At 71.4% G+C, this 18,541-nt stretch carries 16 protein-coding genes; 2 read left to right on the top strand and 14 right to left on the bottom strand.

Annotated elements, in window-relative coordinates; all coding sequences use genetic code 11:
• Positions 1-155: 155 nt before the first annotated feature.
• The 12 genes from ACIGQF_RS16730 to ACIGQF_RS16675 form a co-directional block, all read right to left on the bottom strand.
• The gene (locus ACIGQF_RS16730) at positions 156-2,270 is read right to left on the bottom strand and encodes a phosphocholine-specific phospholipase C (protein WP_399710596.1); all 2,115 of its coding nucleotides are present in this window, start codon (positions 2,268-2,270) and stop codon (positions 156-158) included.
• A gap of 231 nt (positions 2,271-2,501) precedes the next feature.
• Positions 2,502-4,010 carry an Asp-tRNA(Asn)/Glu-tRNA(Gln) amidotransferase subunit GatB gene (gatB, locus tag ACIGQF_RS16725; protein ID WP_399710594.1) on the bottom strand — a complete coding sequence of 503 codons (1,509 nt, stop codon included), beginning with the start codon at positions 4,008-4,010 and terminating at the stop codon, positions 2,502-2,504.
• A 16-nt stretch (positions 4,011-4,026) separates the two neighbouring features.
• The gene (locus ACIGQF_RS16720; protein ID WP_030258159.1) at positions 4,027-4,269 is read right to left on the bottom strand and encodes a hypothetical protein; all 243 of its coding nucleotides are present in this window, start codon (positions 4,267-4,269) and stop codon (positions 4,027-4,029) included.
• On the bottom strand, positions 4,266-5,774 hold the full coding sequence (gatA, locus tag ACIGQF_RS16715; protein WP_361555964.1) for an Asp-tRNA(Asn)/Glu-tRNA(Gln) amidotransferase subunit GatA: 1,509 nt from the start codon (positions 5,772-5,774) through the stop codon (positions 4,266-4,268). Before gatA ends, ACIGQF_RS16720 begins: the two co-directional genes overlap by 4 nt.
• Positions 5,775-5,779: 5 nt before the next feature.
• Positions 5,780-6,076, bottom strand: a complete 297-nt coding sequence (gatC, locus tag ACIGQF_RS16710; protein WP_016642027.1) for an Asp-tRNA(Asn)/Glu-tRNA(Gln) amidotransferase subunit GatC — start codon at positions 6,074-6,076, stop codon at positions 5,780-5,782.
• 108 nt (positions 6,077-6,184) lie between these two features.
• Positions 6,185-8,290 (bottom strand): putative bifunctional diguanylate cyclase/phosphodiesterase, encoded by a 2,106-nt coding sequence (locus tag ACIGQF_RS16705; RefSeq protein ID WP_399710591.1) that lies wholly within the window; start codon positions 8,288-8,290, stop codon positions 6,185-6,187.
• A gap of 157 nt (positions 8,291-8,447) precedes the next feature.
• Positions 8,448-10,676 (bottom strand): NAD-dependent DNA ligase LigA, encoded by a 2,229-nt coding sequence (ligA, locus tag ACIGQF_RS16700; RefSeq protein WP_399710981.1) that lies wholly within the window; start codon positions 10,674-10,676, stop codon positions 8,448-8,450.
• Between the two features lie 29 nt (positions 10,677-10,705).
• Positions 10,706-11,734, bottom strand: a complete 1,029-nt coding sequence (locus ACIGQF_RS16695) for a methionine synthase (protein ID WP_399710589.1) — start codon at positions 11,732-11,734, stop codon at positions 10,706-10,708.
• 79 nt (positions 11,735-11,813) lie between these two features.
• Positions 11,814-12,503, bottom strand: coding sequence for an SDR family oxidoreductase (locus ACIGQF_RS16690; RefSeq protein WP_399710587.1), 690 nt, complete (start codon positions 12,501-12,503; stop codon positions 11,814-11,816).
• Between the two features lie 67 nt (positions 12,504-12,570).
• Positions 12,571-13,116, bottom strand: coding sequence for a TIGR00730 family Rossman fold protein (locus ACIGQF_RS16685; protein WP_399710585.1), 546 nt, complete (start codon positions 13,114-13,116; stop codon positions 12,571-12,573).
• A 147-nt stretch (positions 13,117-13,263) separates the two neighbouring features.
• Entirely contained in the window at positions 13,264-14,571 is a 1,308-nt protein-coding gene (gdhA, locus tag ACIGQF_RS16680) for an NADP-specific glutamate dehydrogenase (RefSeq protein ID WP_399710979.1), read from the bottom strand.
• Between the two features lie 611 nt (positions 14,572-15,182).
• Positions 15,183-15,485, bottom strand: coding sequence for a hypothetical protein (locus ACIGQF_RS16675; protein WP_399710583.1), 303 nt, complete (start codon positions 15,483-15,485; stop codon positions 15,183-15,185).
• A gap of 119 nt (positions 15,486-15,604) precedes the next feature.
• Between ACIGQF_RS16675 and ACIGQF_RS16670 the strand changes: the two genes are divergently transcribed.
• Together ACIGQF_RS16670 and ACIGQF_RS16665 are read left to right on the top strand one after the other, a co-directional pair.
• Positions 15,605-16,420, top strand: a complete 816-nt coding sequence (locus tag ACIGQF_RS16670) for a Scr1 family TA system antitoxin-like transcriptional regulator (RefSeq protein WP_399710581.1) — start codon at positions 15,605-15,607, stop codon at positions 16,418-16,420.
• A gap of 2 nt (positions 16,421-16,422) precedes the next feature.
• Entirely contained in the window at positions 16,423-16,680 is a 258-nt protein-coding gene (locus ACIGQF_RS16665; RefSeq protein ID WP_399710579.1) for a DUF397 domain-containing protein, read from the top strand.
• Between the two features lie 82 nt (positions 16,681-16,762).
• On the opposite strand, the gene ACIGQF_RS16660 is transcribed toward ACIGQF_RS16665, so the two are convergent.
• Together ACIGQF_RS16660 and mnmA are read right to left on the bottom strand one after the other, a co-directional pair.
• On the bottom strand, positions 16,763-17,110 hold the full coding sequence (locus ACIGQF_RS16660; RefSeq protein ID WP_399710577.1) for a DUF4333 domain-containing protein: 348 nt from the start codon (positions 17,108-17,110) through the stop codon (positions 16,763-16,765).
• A gap of 221 nt (positions 17,111-17,331) precedes the next feature.
• Positions 17,332-18,456, bottom strand: coding sequence for a tRNA 2-thiouridine(34) synthase MnmA (mnmA, locus tag ACIGQF_RS16655; protein WP_399710575.1), 1,125 nt, complete (start codon positions 18,454-18,456; stop codon positions 17,332-17,334).
• Between the last annotated feature and the right edge of the window lie 85 nt (positions 18,457-18,541).

The following is an 18,541-nucleotide window of genomic DNA, read 5'->3' as shown; positions in this document are numbered from 1 at the left end:
GTCGCGCGCGGGAGGGGCGGGGGATGGCGCGGGCCCGCCGCCTGCCGACGAAGGGGCGGCGGGCCCGCATTCCAGAAGAGTGGCAGCCCGAAAAGATCCTTTGACCCCTTTGTGTACTTCCCCACAAAGAAGCGAAGGGGCGGCCTCCGCTCGGATCAGCCCGTTATGGACTCCTCGCCGTTCTCGATGTGTCCCATCAGCCGGCGGCGGAACGATTCGTCCTGCCTGACCGTGAGGTTTAGGTCGTACCAGCCGTGGTCGCCCGCTGCGGGATGCGCGAGCGTACGGGTGCGGCCGGCCGGCAGCTCGACCGTGCGCGGTGCCGCGCCGGAGTACGCCAGCGGGGCCAGCGTGACGGTCAGCGACCGGTCACCTCGGTTGACGAGCGTGAGGTGGATCTCCCGCTCGTCGGCGTCAAGGTGCGTGGTCACCCGCAGCCCGGCCGCCGCGCCCGCCGCGGTCCCGGCGAACTCCCGCCGGAAGCCGTTCGGCCCGGTGAGCATGAAGTCGTACGCCCCGTCCCGGACCGGTACGTCCCAGCCCGCCGTCCCGCGTACGTCGCGGTGCTGGGGCGTGGCGTACTCCCCCGCGTACGGGTACAGCGCGAGGTGGGCACTGGCCGCGCCCGTATTGCGCAGCGCCAGCCGGAACCGCCCGGCCGCCGGGTCGTACGTGCCGTCCGCGTCGGGCTGGTACGGCAACGGACGGGCCGGCCGGGTGCCCTCCTCGGGGCGGGGCAGCCGCTGCTCGGCGGGTGGCTTCGGGTTCCACCGGCCGGTGAAGGGCGGGATCGGACCCGGCTGGTCGACGGCGGGCTGCTTCCGGCCGCGCGAGAAGTCGAAGGCGCTGGTGAGGTCGCCGCAGACGGTGCGCCGCCAGGCGCTGATGTTCGGCTCGCGGACGCCGGTCCAGCGCTCCAGGAAGCGGATGATCGAGGTGTGGTCGAAGACCTGGGAGCAGGCGTGGCCGCCGACCGACCAGGGCGAGATCACCAGCATCGGGACGCGGATGCCGAGGCCCGTGGGGCGGCCGTCCCAGTACTCCTCGTCGGTGCCGGCCGGGGCGACGGGCGGCGGGACGTGGTCGAAGAAGCCGTCGTTCTCGTCGTAGGTGAGCAGCAGGACGGTCCGCCGCCAGACGTCGGGGTTGCTGCCGAGGGCGTCGAGGACCTTGTAGACGAGGGTGGCGCTGGCGATCGGCGAGGAGGAACCGGGGTGCTCGGAGTCGGCGGCGGCCGGGACGATGTAGCTGACCTCGGGGAGCTTCCCGGCGGCGACGTCGGCCGCGAAGGCGGTGGCGGTCGAGCCGGGCTCGCCGCGCCGCAGCGCACGCTCGAAGAGGCTCCGGTCCGCCCGGGAGAGCGCCTTCACGCCCTCGTCCAGCAGGCCCTGGAGCCGCTTCTGCTCCGCCTCGTCGGCGTCGGCGACCTTCGCGTAGAAGGCGGTCATGTGCTGAATCCTCGGGTCCCCGATCCGGGCCAGCGCCTTCTTCGCCACGGCCTTGAAGCGCGCGTAGAACTCCAGGTTGTTGTCGGTGAAGTTGTCCCACTCCTGGTAGACCCGCCAGCTGCGGCCGGCCCGCTCCAGGCGCTCGGCGTACGTGGGCCAGTCGTACCCGGGGTGGGTGTCCTCCTCGTACGCGTCGTTGCCGACCGCCCGCTCGCCGTTCGCCTCGAAGCCGGTCCAGCCGCTGACCAGGTGGTTGCGGTTGGGGCTGGTGGAGGAGTGGATCGAGGAGTGGTAGGCGTCGCAGACGGTGAAGGTGTCGGCCAGCTCGTAGTGGAGCGGCACGTCCCGGCGGTCGTAGTGCGCCATGGTGGCCGCGGTCTTGGCACCGACCCAGTTGTCCATCCAGCCGCCGTGCCAGGCCTTGGCGCCGCCGTCCCAGCCGTGGTCGAGCGCGCCGATGTACTGCAGGTCCTTCTTCTGCGCCGCCGCTGCCTCCCGCACGGAGAAGGGCAGTACGGTCCGGCCGAGCGGTCCGGGCTGCTCGTAGACGCTGCCGCCCCCGGGGAGCGTGATCGCGTTCCGGTCGGCGTAGCCCCGCACTCCACGCAGCATCCCGAAGTAGTGGTCGAAGGACCGGTTCTCCTGCATCAGGACGACGACGTGCCCGATGTCGTCGAGCCCGCCGTCCGGACGCCCGGGCCGCGCCGCGTCGGCGGCCAGCGCCTGCTGGAGCGAGGGCGGCAGCAACGACCCGGCGGCGGCCGCCCCCACGGCCGCCGCCCCAACCGCCAGTACCCGTCTACGCGTTGTCTCCGCTGCCACCCTCGACCTCCAGTCGTCTCCAATGGTCCGCGGTCGGTCCATTGCTGTGGTGCGCGAGGGACACTAGAACCCCCACGTGGCGGGCGATACGTATCGGGATGACAACTTTGCAAACGCCTGCCGGACCGCGAGGAGTCGTTCACCCCCGTCGCATCGGGCTCGGGCCGGGAGGAACGCGCGAGGGGCGGCACGTCCGAAGACGTGCCGCCCCTCGGCGGATGTGCGGGGAGGTCAGCCCTCCACGCCCAGCTTTTCCAGGATGAGTTCGCGGACGCGGGCCGCGTCGGCCTGGCCTCGGGTGGCCTTCATGACCGCGCCGACCAGGGCGCCGGCCGCGGCGACCTTGCCGCCGCGGATCTTGTCGGCGATGGCGGCGTTGGACTCGATCGCCTCGTCGACGGCCTTGCCCAGCGCGCCCTCGTCGGAGACGACCTTCAGGCCGCGCTTCTCGACGACCTCGTCCGGGGTGCCCTCGCCGGCCAGCACGCCCTCGATGGTCTGGCGGGCCAGCTTGTCGTTGAGGGAGCCCTCGGCGACCAGCCCGGCGACCCGGGCGACCTGCTCGGGAGTGATCGGCAGCGCGTCGAGGTCGACGCCGTCCTCGTTGGCGCGGCGGGCCAGCTCGCCCATCCACCACTTGCGGGCGGCGGCGGAGTCCGCGCCGGCCTCCGTGGTGGCGACGATCAGGTCGACCGCACCGGCGTTGAGGATCGACTGCATGTCGTGCTCGGAGACGCCCCACTCCTCGCGCAGCCGGTTGCGGCGGACGCGCGGCATCTCGGGCAGACCCTTGCGCAGCTCCTCGACCCACTCGCGGGACGGGGCGACGGGGACCAGGTCGGGCTCCGGGAAGTACCGGTAGTCCTCGGCGTTGTCCTTGATGCGGCCGGAGGTCGTGGAGCCGTCGTCCTCGTGGAAGTGACGGGTCTCCTGGACGACCGTGCCGCCGCCGTTCAGGACCGCGGCGTGCCGCTGGATCTCGAACCGGGCGGCGCGCTCGACGCTGCGCAGGGAGTTGACGTTCTTGGTCTCCGAGCGCGTACCGAACGTCTCGCTGCCCTTGGGCATCAGCGAGAGGTTCACGTCGCAGCGCATCTGGCCCATCTCCATGCGGGCCTCGGACACACCGAGCGCCTTGATGAGCTCGCGCAGCTCGGCGACGTACGCCTTGGCGACCTCGGGGGCCCGCTCGCCCGCGCCCTGGATGGGCTTGGTGACGATCTCGATGAGCGGGATGCCGGCGCGGTTGTAGTCCAGGAGGGAGTGCGAGGCGCCGTGGATACGGCCCGTCGCGCCGCCCACGTGCGTGGACTTGCCGGTGTCCTCCTCCATATGGGCGCGCTCGATCTCCACGCGGAAGATCTCGCCGTCCTCCAGCTGTACGTCGAGGTAGCCGTCGAAGGCGATCGGCTCGTCGTACTGGGAGGTCTGGAAGTTCTTCGGCATGTCCGGATAGAAGTAGTTCTTCCGGGCGAAGCGGCACCACTCGGCGATCGAGCAGTTCAGCGCGAGGCCGATCTTGATGGCGGACTCGACGCCGGTCGCGTTGACGACCGGCAGCGAGCCGGGCAGCCCCAGGCAGGTGGGGCAGGTCTGGGTGTTGGCGTCGGCGCCGAGCGTCGTCGAACACCCGCAGAACATCTTGGTCTTGGTGCCGAGTTCGACATGCACCTCAAGACCCATGACGGGCTCGTACGTCGCGAGGGCGTCCTCGTACGAGACCAGGTCAGTGACAGTCACGGTGAAACTTTCTCCCTCAGCCCAGCAGGACGTCGTCGTCGCCCAGGTGCTTCAGTTCCCGGTAGAGGATCGCCAGGCCGGTGACGATGGCCGCGGCCGAGACGGCCGCGTCGATCAGCCGGAGCGTGTCGTTCTCCTGCCGGGCCAGCTTCGCCTGCTTGGCGACGCTCAGCGCGCCGAAAGCGGTGGTGCCCATCGACAGGTACAGACCCGACTTGGACTTCTTGAAGTTCTTGGCCTTCTTGGTGATGGCGCTCACAGTGACGGTGCCTCCTCGAGCAGCGGGTGGCCCCACTTTTCCACGAAGGCGGCCTCGACGGCGGCACCGACCTTGTACAGCCGGTCGTCCTTCATGGTGGGGGCGATGATCTGCAGGCCCACGGGCAGGCCGTCCTCGGGGGCGAGACCGCAGGGCAGCGACATGGCCGCGTTGCCCGCGAGGTTCACGGGGAGCGTGCACACGTCGGCGAGGTACATCGCCATCGGGTCGTCGGCGCGCTCGCCGATCGGGAAGGCGGTGGTGGGCGTGGTCGGCGAAACGATCACGTCGACCTGCTCGAAGGCCTGCTCGAACTCGCGGGTGATCAGCGTCCGCACCTTCTGCGCGGAGCCGTAGTACGCGTCGTAGTAGCCGGAGCTGAGCGCGTACGTACCGAGGATGATCCGGCGCTTGACCTCGTCGCCGAAGCCGGCCTCGCGGGTCAGGGCCGTGACCTCCTCGGCCGACTTCGTGCCGTCGTCGCCGACCCGGAGGCCGTAGCGCATGGCGTCGAAGCGGGCCAGGTTGGAGGAGCACTCCGAGGGCGCGATGAGGTAGTACGCGGCCAGCGCGAGGTCGAAGGACGGACAGTCCAGCTCGACGATCTCGGCGCCCAGCTCACGCATGAGCGCGACGGACTCGTCGAACCGCTGGATGACACCGGCCTGGTAGCCCTCGCCGCGGAACTGCTTCACCACGCCGACGCGCATGCCCTGCACCGAGCCGTTGCGGGCGGCCTCGACGACCGGCGGGACCGGCGCGTCGATGGAGGTGGAATCCATCGGGTCGTGGCCGGCGATCGCCTCGTGCAGCAGCGCCGCGTCCAGGACCGTACGGGCGCACGGCCCGCCCTGGTCCAGGGAGGAGGAGAACGCCACCATGCCGTAACGGGAGACGCCGCCGTAGGTGGGCTTCACGCCGACCGTGCCGGTCACGGCCGCGGGCTGGCGGATCGAACCGCCGGTGTCCGTACCGATCGCCAGCGGCGCCTCGTACGACGCGAGGGCCGCGGACGAGCCGCCGCCGGAGCCACCGGGGATGCGGGTGAGGTCCCACGGGTTGCCCGTCGGGCCGTACGCGCTGTTCTCGGTGGAGGACCCCATGGCGAACTCGTCCATGTTGGTCTTGCCGAGGATGACGACGTCGGCGGCCTTGAGCTTCGTGGTCAGCGTCGCGTCGTACGGCGGGATCCAGCCCTCCAGGATCTTCGAACCGACCGTGGTGGGAATCCCCTCGGTGGTGAAGATGTCCTTCAGGGCCAGCGGCACGCCGGCCAGCGGGCCGAGCTTCTCGCCGCGCTCGCGCTTGGCGTCCACGGCGCGGGCCTGGGCGAGCGCGCCCTCCCGGTCGACGTGCAGGAAGGCGTGCACCTTCTCGTCCACGGCCTCGATCCGGGCCAGGTGGGCCTCGGTGACCTGGACGGCGGTGACCTCACCGGCCGCGATCCTCGCCGCGGTCTCAGCGGCGGTGAGCTTGATCAGTTCGTGTGCTGCGGTGTCAGCCATCTCGGTCAGTCCTCCCCCAGAATCTGCGGCACCTTGAATCGCTGCTGCTCCTGGGCGGGCGCGCCGGAGAGCGCCTGCTCGGGGGTGAGCGACGGGCGCACCTCGTCCGCCCGCATGACGTTCGTCAGGGGCAGCGGGTGGGAGGTCGGCGGAACGTCTTGGTCGGCGACCTCGGACACGCGGGCTACCGCGCCGATGATGTCGTCGAGCTGTCCGGCGAAGTGGTCGAGCTCTTCGTCCTTCAGCTCCAGACGTGCCAGCCGTGCGAGGTGGGCGACCTCCTCGCGCGTGATGCCAGGCATGCAGCGATCCTCTGCTGGTTTCCGGTGGAGTTTTCGCCCCAATCCTATGGCGCGCGGAGTCGTGACCGCGAAACGCTTTCCGCCGGGGCCCGCCGGAGGCCGGGTGAGCTACTTCACGACCTGCCCGGAGGGCCGGTCGGCCTCCTCGGAGTCGGACGGCGAACCGTCCGACTCGCGGCGCCAGCCGTGGTGCTCGCGCGCCCGGAGCCACGCCGTCGTCTCGTCCGGCGGCATCGCGGCCGCCACCAGCCAGCCCTGTACCGCGTCGCAGCCCAGGTCCCGCAGCCGCTCCCAGGTCTCGTCGTCCTCGACGCCCTCGGCGACGACGAGCAGGCCGAGGGAGTGCGCGAGGTCGAGCGTGCAGCGGACGATCTCGGCGTCCTCGGTGTCCACCGCGAGCCGCGCCACGAACGAGCGGTCGATCTTCAGCTCGCTGACGGGCAGCCGCCGCAGGTGCACCAGCGAGCTGTACCCGGTGCCGAAGTCGTCCAGCGACATCTTCACGCCGTGCCCGGTCAGGCCGTTCAGCGTGTCGGCGGCCCGCTGCGGGTCCTCCAGCAGGACATGCTCGGTGATCTCCAGCTGGAGGGAGCCGGGCGGTACGCCGTGCCGGGCCAGCCGCGCGGCGACCGCGCCGGCGAACCCGGGGGTGTGCACATCGCGCGGCGAGACGTTCACCGCGACCGGGACCTCCAGCCCGTCCGCGCGCCAGCGCGCCACCTGGCCGAGCGCGGTCTCCAGGACGTACTCGGTCAGCCGCGGCATCAGCCCGGAGGACTCGGCGATGGCGATGAACTCGTCCGGGGGGACTCTCCCGCGGTCCGGGTGCACCCAGCGCACCAGCGCCTCCAGACCGGCCACCTGGCCGTCGAAGCGCACCTTGGGCTGGTAGTGCAGCTCGACCTCGCCCGCGTCCAGCGCCCGGCGCAGATCGCCGAGGAGGCCGAGCCGGTCGGGGGTGTTGCCGTCCCGCTTGGCCTCGTAGACCTCGACCCCGCTGCGGTCCCGCTTGGCCTGGTACATCGCGACGTCCGCGCGGCGCAGCAGGCCCTCGGCGTCCAGCGCGTGGTCCGGATAGACGGCGACGCCGGCGCTCGCCTCCAGCACCAGCGTCAGCCCGTCCAGGTCGAGGGGTGAGCCCAGCGCGGCCACGAGCGAACGGGCCACGCGCTGCGCGCTGGTGAGGGAGTCGGCGGTGGGCAGCAGCACCGCGAACTCGTCGCCGCCCAGCCGCGCGGCCTCCGCTCCGCGGGGCAGGGCGTGCCGCAGCCGCTCGGCGATCTGCAGCAGCAGGCGGTCGCCCGCGAGGTGCCCGAGGGTGTCGTTGACCGACCGGAAACGGTCCAGGTCGATCAGGACCAGGGCGGCGCGGGAGCCGACCCGCTCGGCGTCGTCCAGGGCGCTCCAGGTCCGTTCGAGCAGCCACTGCCGGTTCGGCAGGCCCGTCAGCGGGTCGCGCAGCTGCTCCTCGGCGCGCGCCCGGGCTATCCACAGCGTGGAGTCCAGCGCGATGAGCGGTACGGCGAAGAGGGGCAGCAGCAGCGGTGCGTGCTCGGCGACCACCACGATCAGCGGGGCTATGCCCACCAGGGCGATGCCGACCAGGGCCTGCCGGGTCACGGCGCGGCGCGCGATGGACGGCAGCCGGCCGTTGCGCGAGCCCATCAGGAACCACATCAGGGCGCGGGTGACCGCGAGGTACGCCAGCGCCGCGCCGAGGGCCGGCGGCAGGACCGAGAGGTCCCACTCGTCCGAGCCGCGGGGCTCGGGGACGCCGGCGGTGATGCCGAAGGCGGCGAGGCCCAGCGCGGCTGCGCCCAGGCCCAGTACGTCGATGGCGCCCTGCACCACTGCCTGCCGCCAGCGCTGCCGGCGCGCCGCGCCGACCAGGACGACGACGGACAGGCTGATGAGCGCGGCGGGCACCCAGCCGTACAGCAGCAGGACCGCGAGGGCCAGTGCGGCACCGGAGCCGGTGCCGCCGGACCAGCGGTCCCTGCCGATGGCGACGAGATGCCCGACGATGACTCCGGTCAGGACGGCCAGCGACCAGCCGATGGCGCCGCGCGGGAAGAGCGCGGCGCCGCCTCCGATCGTCATGATCACGCCCGTCACGAGCACCAGGGCGGCCGTCAGGACCACCGCGGCGGGCAACGCGGGCATGACGAGCCGCCGGAGCCGCGACGCCGTAGCGGCGCTGTCGGTCGGTTCCATTCCGATCCCTCTCACAGCCGGCTGTGCCCGCGCCACGGCAGGCGCACCCCTCAACAGTAGGCCGCAGAAGGCCGCTACGGGCAGCGATCGGCAGCGGTTGCCCGAATGCGACCCGACCACCCGTAAGCGTCTGGTATGCACCGAAGGAGTGTCTTGCTCACTCCTCCTCCGGAGGTGTGACAGCTACCGCTCGCGCGGCATCGGGACCCTGTTCGAGCAGCACCGCGAATCCGTCATCATCCAGCACGGGGACCTTCAACTGCATAGCCTTGTCATATTTCGACCCAGGATTGTCGCCTACGACGACGAAACCGGTCTTCTTCGAGACAGATCCGGTCACCTTCGCCCCAAGACGTTGCAGCGCTTCCTTCGCGCCGTCTCTGGTGTGTGATTGAAGTGTTCCCGTTACGACGACGGTGACGCCCTCCAGCGGCCTCGGGCCTTCGTCCCCGGTGCTTTCCTCCGCCATCCGCACCCCGGCGGCCCGCCACTTCTCCACGATGTCGCGGTGCCACTCCTCCTCGAACCACTGCTTCAGCGAGGCGGCGATGGTGCCTCCGACGCCCTCCACAGCGGCCAGTTCCTCCTCGCTCGCCTCGCGGATGCGGTCCAGCGAACGGAACTCCATGGCCAGCGCCTGCGCCGCGACCGGGCCCACGTGCCGGATCGAAAGACCCGTCAGGATGCGGGCAAGCGGGCGCTCCTTGGCGGCCTGGATGTTCTCCAGCATCGCCAGGGCGTTCTTCTTCGGCTCGCCCTTCTGGTTGGCGAAGAAGGTGGCGACCTTCTCCTCGCCGGTCTTCGGGTCCCGCTTGGGCAGCCCGCTGTCCGGGTCCAGGACGTAGGACTTGATGGGCAGCAACTGCTCGATGGAGAGCCCGAAGAGGTCGCCCTCGTCCCGCAGCGGCGGCTCGGCGGGCTCCAGCGGCTGGGTCAGCGCGGTCGCCGCGACGTACCCGAAGTTCTCGATGTCCAGGCTCTTGCGGCCCGCGAGGTAGAACAGCCGCTCCCGCAGCTGCGCCGGGCAGCCCCGGGCGTTGGGGCAACGCAGGTCGATGTCGCCCTCCTTGGCCGGCTGGAGCTTCGTGCCGCACTCCGGGCACTCGGCCGGCATCACGAACTCCCGCTCGCTGCCGTCCCGCAGGTCCGCCACCGGCCCCAGGATCTCCGGGATCACGTCGCCCGCCTTGCGCAGCACGACCGTGTCCCCGATGAAGACGCCCTTGGCCTTCACCACGTCCTGGTTGTGCAGCGTGGCGAACTCGACCTCGGAGCCGGCCACCATGATGGGCTCCACGACGGCGTACGGCGTCACCCGGCCCGTCCGCCCGACGCCGACCCGGATGTCCAGCAGCTTGGTGTTGACCTCCTCCGGGGGGTATTTCCACGCGATGGCCCAGCGCGGTGCGCGCGAGGTGGCGCCGAGGCGGCCCTGCAGCCGGATCTCGTCGAGCTTGACGACGACGCCGTCGATCTCGTGCTCGACGTCGTGCCGGTGGTCGCCGTAGTACGCGATGAACTTGCGCACCGCGGCGAGCGAGTCGACGACCTTGTTGTGCTTGGCCGTCGGCAGGCCCCATTCGCGCAGCAGGTCGTACGCCTGGGACTGGCTGTCGATGTCGAGGCCCTCGCGGGCGCCGATGCCGTGCACCACCATGTGCAGCGGGCGCGTCGCCGTGACCTTGGGGTCCTTCTGGCGCAGTGAACCGGCCGCGGCGTTGCGCGGGTTGGCGAAGGGGGGCTTGCCGTCCTCCACAAGACGGGCGTTCAGCTGCTCGAACTTCTCCATCGGGAAGAAGACCTCGCCGCGGATCTCCACCAGCTCCGGGATCCGGTCGCCCTCCAGCCGGTCCGGGATCTCCGCGATGGTCCGGACGTTCGGCGTGATGTCCTCGCCGGTGCGGCCGTCGCCGCGGGTGGCGGCGCGGGTCAGCCGGCCGTGCTCGTACGTCAGGTTGACCGCCAGGCCGTCGACCTTCAGCTCGCACAGGAAGTGGTATCCCGCGGACTTCGGGTCGCCACCCAGCTCACCGGCCAGCCGCTCCGCCCAGGCCGCCAGCTCCTCGTCGTCGAAGGCGTTGTCCAGCGAGAGCATCCGCTCGCGGTGGGCGACCTCCGTGAACTCCGTCTCGTAGGCCCCCGCGACCTTCTGGGTGGGCGAGTCGGGCGTCCGCAGCGGCGGGTGCTCCTCCTCCAGCGCCTCCAGGGAGCGCAGCAGCCTGTCGAACTCCGCGTCGCTGACGATCGGCGCGTCCTTGACGTAATACCGGAAGCGGTGCTCCTCGATCTGCTCCGCGAGCCGCTGATGCCGCTCGCGCGCCTCCGAGGGCACGTCGGCTCCCGCCGCGCCGTCCCCCGCCTGTCCGGTCTGCTCTTCGCCGGCCACCGTCTGTCCTCCCGTGTCCTTGAGTGCGCTCACTCAGGGTTGTCCGCGAGCGATCCCGCCGCCCGGACGCAATGGGCGAGCACCTTACGGGCATAGTCGGGCGAAGCGCCCGCGAGCCCGCACGCGGGAGTGATCACCACGGACTCGCTGAGAGTCCCCGGATTCAGCCCCAGCCTGCGCCACAGCGACCTGACACCCATGACGCTACCGGCAGGGTCTGACAATGGGCCGTCAGTGCCCGGCACGACCCCGGCGAAGAGTGTCGTGCCGCTCTCGACGGCCTCCCCGATCGCCTCGTCGTCACGCTCGGTGAGCAGCGAGAAGTCGCACGCGATGCCGGCGGCGCCGGCGCGGCGCAGCAGCGCGAAGGGCACGTCCGGCGCGCAGGAGTGCACGACGACGGGGGTGCCGTCGTCCTGCGCACCGCCCGCCGCGCCGATGATGTCGCGGAGCGCGCCCTCGACGACGGCGCGGTCCACCGCGCGGTGCGTCCGGTAGCCGCTCGCGGTCTTCACGCTGCCGCGCAGCACGGCGGTCAGCGACGGCTCGTCGAGCTGGAGCACGATCCGCGCGCCCGGCACCCGCCGCCGTACGTCCGCGAGGTGCCCGCGCAGCCCCTCCGCCAGCGAGGCGGTCAGGTCCCGGCAGGCGCCCGGGTCGCTCAGCGCGGCCTCGCCGTTGCGCAGCTCCAGGGCGGCGGCCAGCGTCCACGGCCCGACGGCCGAGACCTTCAGCGCGCCCTCGTACCCCTGAGTGAACTCCTCCAGGGCGTCGAGGTCCTCGCCGAGCCAGGAGCGGGCCCGGCGGGTGTCGCGGCCGGGCCGGTCGCTGATCCGCCAGCCGCTGGGCTCCACGTGCGCGTACACCTCGACGAGCAGCCCGGCGGTCCGGCCGATCATGTCGGCGCCGGGCCCGCGTGCGGGCAGCTCGGGCAGGTACGGCAGCCGTTCGAGGGAGCCGGTGACGGTTTTCGCGGCCTCGCGCGCGTCACCGCCGGGCATCGACCCGATACCGGTGGCCGCGCCGGCGCTCCAGGGTGTGGTGGTCTTGTCGCTCACGCGTCCGACCCTATGTGCCCGAAGGGCGTTGCCGTGTCCGTGCCCCGGGGCACGCGGTCGCGCGCCCCGGTAGCGGGGCTCAGCGGCCCGGGCGCACCGAGAGGTCGGTGATCTCGGCGTCCCGGGGGAGGTCGAGGGCGGTGAGGACCGTGGTCGCGATCGACTCGGGGTCGATCCAGCGGGCCGGGTCGTACTCCTTGCCCTCCTGCTGGTGCACGCTGGCCTGCATGGCGGTCGCGGTGCGCCCGGGGTACACGGAGGTGACGCGGACGCCGTTCTCGTGCTCCTCGGCGCGCAGCGCGTCCGCGAGCGCCTTCAGGCCGTGCTTGCTGGCCGCGTACGCGCCCCACTGCGGGTTCGCGCGCAGCCCGGCACCGGAGTTGAGGAAGACCACGTGGCCCTCCGCGAGCCGCAGCTGCGGCAGGAAGAGGCGGGTCAGCTCGGCCGGCGCGACCAGGTTGGCGGTCAGCTGGCGCTGCCAGCTCTTGGCGGGCAGGTCGGCGACCGTGCCCAGCTCGACGACGCCGGCGATGTGCAGGACGGAGTCCAGCCGGTCCGGCAGCGTCTGGTGGCCGAGCGCCCAGCCGAGCTTCTCGGGGACACCGAGGTCACCGACGACCGTGCGGGCCCCCGGGAACTGCGCGGCCAGCTCCTTGGCGCGGCCCGCGTCCCGGGCCAGCAGCCACAAGTCCTCGCCGCGGTCGGCCAGCCGCCGCGCGACCGCCGTCCCGATGCCCGATCCTGCGCCGGTGATCAAGTGCGTACCCATGGGCCCGATCCTAACGACAGGTCCGCACAAGGCGGACGTACGGGGCGGCTGCTCCGCCCGGTGCCCCTCAGGCGGCCTGGATGCCCGCCTGCTCCTCCAGGTAGGCCAGCGCGCCCACGCCGTCCTCCGCGAAGAACGCCAGCTCGGTCAGCGGCACGGGGAGGAAGCTCTCCTCCTCCATGCGCCGGAACTGCTCACGGAGGCCGTCGTAGAACCCGTTGGTGTTGAGCACGACGACGGGCTTGGCGTTCAGGCCGTGCTTCTTCAGCTCCAGGATCTCGGTGGCCTCGTCCAGGGTGCCGGTACCGCCGACCATCACGACGATGGCGTCGGCGCGGGCCAGGAGCGCGGCCTTGCGCTCGGCTAGGTCCGCGGTGATCACCATCTCGTCGGCGCCCGCGCGCGCCTTGTGGGCCAGGAACTCCACGGAGATGCCGATGAGCCGGCCGCCGTTCTCCTGCACGCCGTCGGCCATGACCTTCATCAGACCGGTGTCCGAGCCGCCCCAGACGAGGGCGTGACCGCCCTTGCCGATCAGCTCGGCGAACTCACGGGCGGGGGTGGTGTAGCGCTCGTCGAGGTCGGCGGCGGAGCAGAAGACGCAAATGTTCATACTGCAACCATACGGGCGGGGGCGGCGGCCATGGGTAAGCGCGGGGACGCCGCCATGGGTAGGCGCGGGGACGCCGCCACAGGCGGGCGGGGACGGCACGTACCGCCCCCGCCCCCAGCGGCATCGGGGGCCGGGTACGGCCGCGTACTAGATCAGGCCCTGCGCCAGCATCGCGTCGGCGACCCGCTCGAAGCCGGCGATGTTCGCGCCGGCCACGTAGTCGCCCGGGTGCCCGAACCGCTCCGCCGTCTCGAAGCAGGTGTCGTGGATGTTGCGCATGATGGCCGCGAGCTCGCCCTCGGCGCGCTCGAACGTCCACGTCTCGCGCGCGGCGTTCTGCCGCATCTCCAGGGCGCTCGTCGCGACGCCGCCCGCGTTGGCCGCCTTGCCGGGCCCGAAGGCCACTCCGGCCTCCCGGAACACGGCGATCGCGCCCGGCGTGGCGGGCATGTTCGCGCCCTCCGAGACCGCCTTGACGCCGTTGCGCACCAGGACCCGCGCGGCGTCCTCGTCCAGCTCGTTCTGGGTGGCCGAGGGCAGCGCCACGTCCACGGGGACGTCCCACACGGACCCGCCGGGCACGTAGGTCGCCGAGGTTCCGCGCCGCTCCGCGTACTCGCTGATGCGCCCGCGCTCGACCTCCTTGATCTGCTTCAGCAGGTCGAGGTCGATACCCTTCTCGTCCACCACGTAGCCGCCGGAGTCCGAGCAGGTCAGCACGTTCGCGCCGAGCTCCTGGGCCTTCGCGATGCTGTAGATCGCGACGTTGCCGGAGCCGGAGACCGAGACCTGCAGGCCGTCCAGGTCCTCGCCCCGCTGCTTCAGCATCTCCACGGTGAACAGCACGTTCCCGTAGCCGGTGGCCTCCGTGCGGGCGCGCGAGCCGCCCCAGTCCAGGCCCTTGCCGGTGAGCACACCGGACTCCCAGCGGTTGGTGATCCGCCGGTACTGGCCGAAGAGGTAGCCGATCTCGCGGCCGCCGACGCCGATGTCACCGGCCGGTACGTCGGTGTGCTCGCCGAGGTGGCGGTGCAGCTCGGTCATGAAGGACTGGCAGAAGCGCATGACCTCGGCGTCGGAACGGCCGTGCGGGTCGAAGTCGCTGCCGCCCTTGCCGCCGCCGATGTTCAGGCCGGTCAGCGCGTTCTTGAAGATCTGCTCGAAGCCGAGGAACTTCACGATGCCGAGGTTGACCGAGGAGTGGAAGCGCAGGCCGCCCTTGTACGGGCCGAGCGCGCTGTTGAACTCCACCCGGAAGCCCCGGTTGATCTGCACCCGGCCGCGGTCGTCCAGCCACGGCACCCGGAACATGATCTGCCGCTCCGGCTCCACGAGCCGCTCCAGTACGCGGGCGTCGGCGAACTCGGGACGCGCCGTGAGCACCGGCTCCAGCGTCTCCAGGACCTCCAGGGCCGCCTGGTGGAACTCCGGTTCCCCGGGATTGCGCCGGACCAGCTCGGCATGGAGCGCGGCCGGCCCGGCCCCATGGACCCCGGCCTTGTCCTCCGTATGCACGGTCACGTTGACTCCCTTTCGATCAGCAGCCGTTGTCGTCCCGTCGCCCCCGCGACTCTACGTCCCCGCCCGCAACGGGCGGTATCCGGTCTCCGCAAACCCTGGCGGAATCCCGGGCGGCGGGCGTATGGGACCGCCTCCGCATTGCCTCCGTTCCTGGGCAGCGGGGCACCGGGGGCATGCGCGACCGGGCCCGTCCGGTACCCCTGAAGGAGCACCCGCCCGGCCGGAAAGGGGTTCCCATGCGAATGCCGCTGAAGGTCCAGCTGGACACACCGACGGCCAACGGTGCCATCAGGAACGGCACGCTGCCGAAGGCCATGGAGAACGCACTGACGGCCCTCCGCCCCGAGGACGGCCTGTTTCACCACCGGGAACGGCTGCCGCACGGCGTCCATCTTCTTCGACGTGCAGAGACCCGTCGCAGATGCCGAAGACCGGGGAGCCGTGCTTCCTGGAGCTCGGCGCCAAGGTCCAGTACTCGCCGGTCATGAACGCGGAGGATCTCCGGACCGGCCTCGCGGCCCTCGGGGCCGACGGCTGGCCATCCCTCACCGGCGGGCTGCCGCCGCCCGGCAGCCCGCCACCCGCAGGGCATCCCCCAAGGCCGCCACCAGACAGCGCGCCAGGTACCGGAACTCGATCTCCGTCGCCTTCGGGTCGGCCAGCATCGCGCGCGCGTGGCACAGCAGCTCCTCCCCCATCCCCAGCTGGATCTCCTCAACGCTGTCGGCGAGCGCCGACACGGGCCCGGAACCGTCGGTGGAGAGATAGCAGGGCCGGCCGTCGACGCTCGTCCAGGGCAGCAATCGAAGGCCGGCCGCGGGCGTCTCACCAGGGTTTTCGTCAGTCATGGACTGATTGTCGGTGGCGGCGATTACTCTCTGTACTGGATCGGCTCCGTTGTGCGGAGGCGTACGGCGAGTGTGCGATCCGTGCGATGCGGTACGACCAGCGTCAGCGGAGGTGCCCGATGACCCGGACCAACGAGCCCCCGATCAGCCTGCTGATCTTCGGGAAGCAGTCCCGCTTCCTGCGCGAGAAACGCGAGATGACGCGGCGCGAGCTGTCCGCGCTCATTCCGTACTCCGAGTCCTTCATCGCGATGGTCGAACGCGGCGAGAGACCCCCGAAGGTGGGCTACGTGAACGCGGTGGACGCGGCCCTGGGCGCGAACGGCCTCCTGAGCGTGCTGGCCCCGGAGGTGGCCGAGAAACATCACCCGGCGTGGGCGGAGGAGTACGTCAAACTCCAGGCGGAGGCACTGGCGTTGCACGTGTACTCCACGCATTTCCTGCACGGCCTGTTACAGACGGAGGAGTACGCGCGGGCGGTGTTCCGGTCGGTACGCCCGAGCATGACCGACGAAGAGATCGAAAAGTCGGTACAGGCCCGACTGGCCACGCAGAATCTGCTGACGCGTACGCCCGCGTGCCGGATGACGTTCGTGCTGGAGGAGTCCACGCTGCTGCGGAAGATCGGCGGACAGGACGCATGGGCAGGCGAGCTGCGCAATCTGCTGAACCTCTCCGAACTGCACAACGTCCAGCTGCAGGTGATGCCGCTCAGCAGGGAGACACACTGCGGGGTGGACGGCCCCATGACGTTGCTGGAGACGCCGGACCACCACACCATTGGCTATGTCGCGGGCCAGCAGGGAAGTTACTTCCTCACCGAGCCCGACGACATCAGCGTGCTGAGCCATCGTTACGGGACACTCCGCGCACAGGCTCTCGACCCCGAGGCGTCGCGAGCCCTCATTCAGCGACTGCTGACAGGAGAGACGTGATCATGAACTCTGAACTCACGTGGTTCAAGAGCAGCTATAGCGGCGGACAGGACGAATCGTGCATCGAAGTCGCTGTCACCTGGCGGAAGTCCAGCTACAGCGGTGGCGAGGGCGAGGCATGCATCGAGGTCGCCTCCTGCCCCGATGCGATACACGTGCGGGATTCCAAGGACACCGCGCTGCCGCACTTCAGCGTCTCCCCGGGCGCATGGGCGGAGTTCGTCGCGTACGCGCGGGGCGCGAGGGAGGCGGCCGGCTGACCGTGCGGCGGTGCGGCGGTGTCAGACCGCCCCACCGCCCGACCGCCCCACCACGCCGCAGGCGCGCCACGCGCCACGCGCGCTACGCGCGCTCGTTCAGAACGGCGAAGTCGACCGTCACCTCGTCGCCCCGCACTCCGGTCACGGAGATCGTCATCGGCTTGCGCTTCCCGTCGAAGACGGCGGTGCACTCCACGCGCTCCGACTGCTTCGCGCGCAGCCCGCCCTCGCAGCTCACCGATTCCGGTCCCTCGTCGCGCAGCGGACGGCCGTAGTCCTCCACCGCGTGCTTCTCGACCTCCGCGCGCGGCACCACGTGGTCCGTTCCGTTCGCGGTGAGGACCGCCCCGTCGGTGTTCGTGTTCAGGGCGATCATCGCGCCCAGTGCCATTACGGCGACGGCGGCCAGGGCCATGACAATGCGCTTCATGCGTCGTTCCTCGAATCCCGTTCCGGCCGGTCGCTCCGGCCTCGATCCGCACCGGAGAGCGCCTGGACACTGGCGGTGCACGCCCGGGGTCCCGGCCGCGGGAACAAGACTTCCGGCCGCCGCTGCTGATCCACCGCCGTACGGCTAACGGCTCACTAACGCCGCGTACGGCCGGGAGCCCGGGCCGAGGGCCCGGGCCGGGAACAACCGCCCGGCGGCCGCTAGCGAGCGCTCGCGGCCGTCGCGCGGCGGGTCGTCGCGATGGTCGCCGAGCCGACCACTCGCGTCCCGTCGTACAGGACGATCGCCTGGCCGGGGGCCACGCCTCGGGCCGGGGTGGTGAAGTCGACGGTGAAGCCGTCCTCGGTGGGCTCGGCGCGGACCTCGGTCTCGTCGCCGTGGGCGCGGAGCTGGGCGGTGTACGTGCCGGGGCCGGACGGGGGCGTGCCGCACCAGCGGGGGCGGATGGCCGTGAGGGCCGTCACGTCCAGGGCATCGGCGGGGCCGACGGTGACGGTGTTGTCCACCGGGGAGATGTCCAGGACGTAGCGCGGCTTGCCGTCCGCGGCCGGGGTGCCGATGCGCAGGCCCTTGCGCTGGCCGATCGTGTAGCCGTACGCGCCCTCGTGCTTGCCCAGGACGTTGCCCGTCTCGTCGACGATGTCGCCCTCGGCGCGGCCCAGCCGCTTGGCGAGGAAGCCCTGGGTGTCGCCGTCGGCGATGAAGCAGATGTCGTGGCTGTCGGGCTTCTTGGCGACGAACAGACCACGTCGGGCGGCCTCTTCGCGGATCTCCGCCTTGGTGGTGACCGTGTCGCCGAGCGGGAACATCGCGTGCGCGAGCTGGCGCTCGTCCAGGACGCCGAGGACGTAGGACTGGTCCTTGGCCATGTCGGAGGCGCGGTGCAGCTCGCGGCTGCCGTCCTCGCGGGTCACGACCGTGGCGTAGTGGCCGGTGCAGACGGCGTCGAAGCCGAGGGCGAGGGCCTTGTCGAGGAGGGCGGCGAACTTGATCTTTTCGTTGCAGCGGAGGCAGGGGTTCGGGGTGCGGCCCGCCTCGTACTCCGCGACGAAGTCGTCCACCACGTCCTCGCGGAAGCGTTCGGCGAGGTCCCAGACGTAGAAGGGGATGCCGATGACGTCGGCGGCCCGGCGGGCGTCGTGCGAGTCCTCGATCGTGCAGCAGCCGCGCGCGCCCGTACGGAAGGATTTGGGGTTCTCGGAGAGGGCGAGGTGCACACCGGTCACGTCGTGTCCCGCCTCGGCGGCGCGGGCGGCGGCGACGGCGGAGTCGACACCGCCGGACATGGCGGCGAGCACGCGGAGGCGGCGGGGAGCGTCAGTCATAGCCCTTCCAGAGTAGACGGAACCGCTGACACGAGTGGAAGGGGAAGGTGTCCGGCCGCCGGGCGGAACCAGGAACCGGGGGGTG

This window comes from Streptomyces sp. NPDC053560, assembly GCF_044544605.1.
GTDB lineage: Bacteria > Actinomycetota > Actinomycetes > Streptomycetales > Streptomycetaceae > Streptomyces.
Note: the sequence above shows the minus strand (reverse complement) of the source record. Positions and strands in the feature narration are given on the sequence as shown.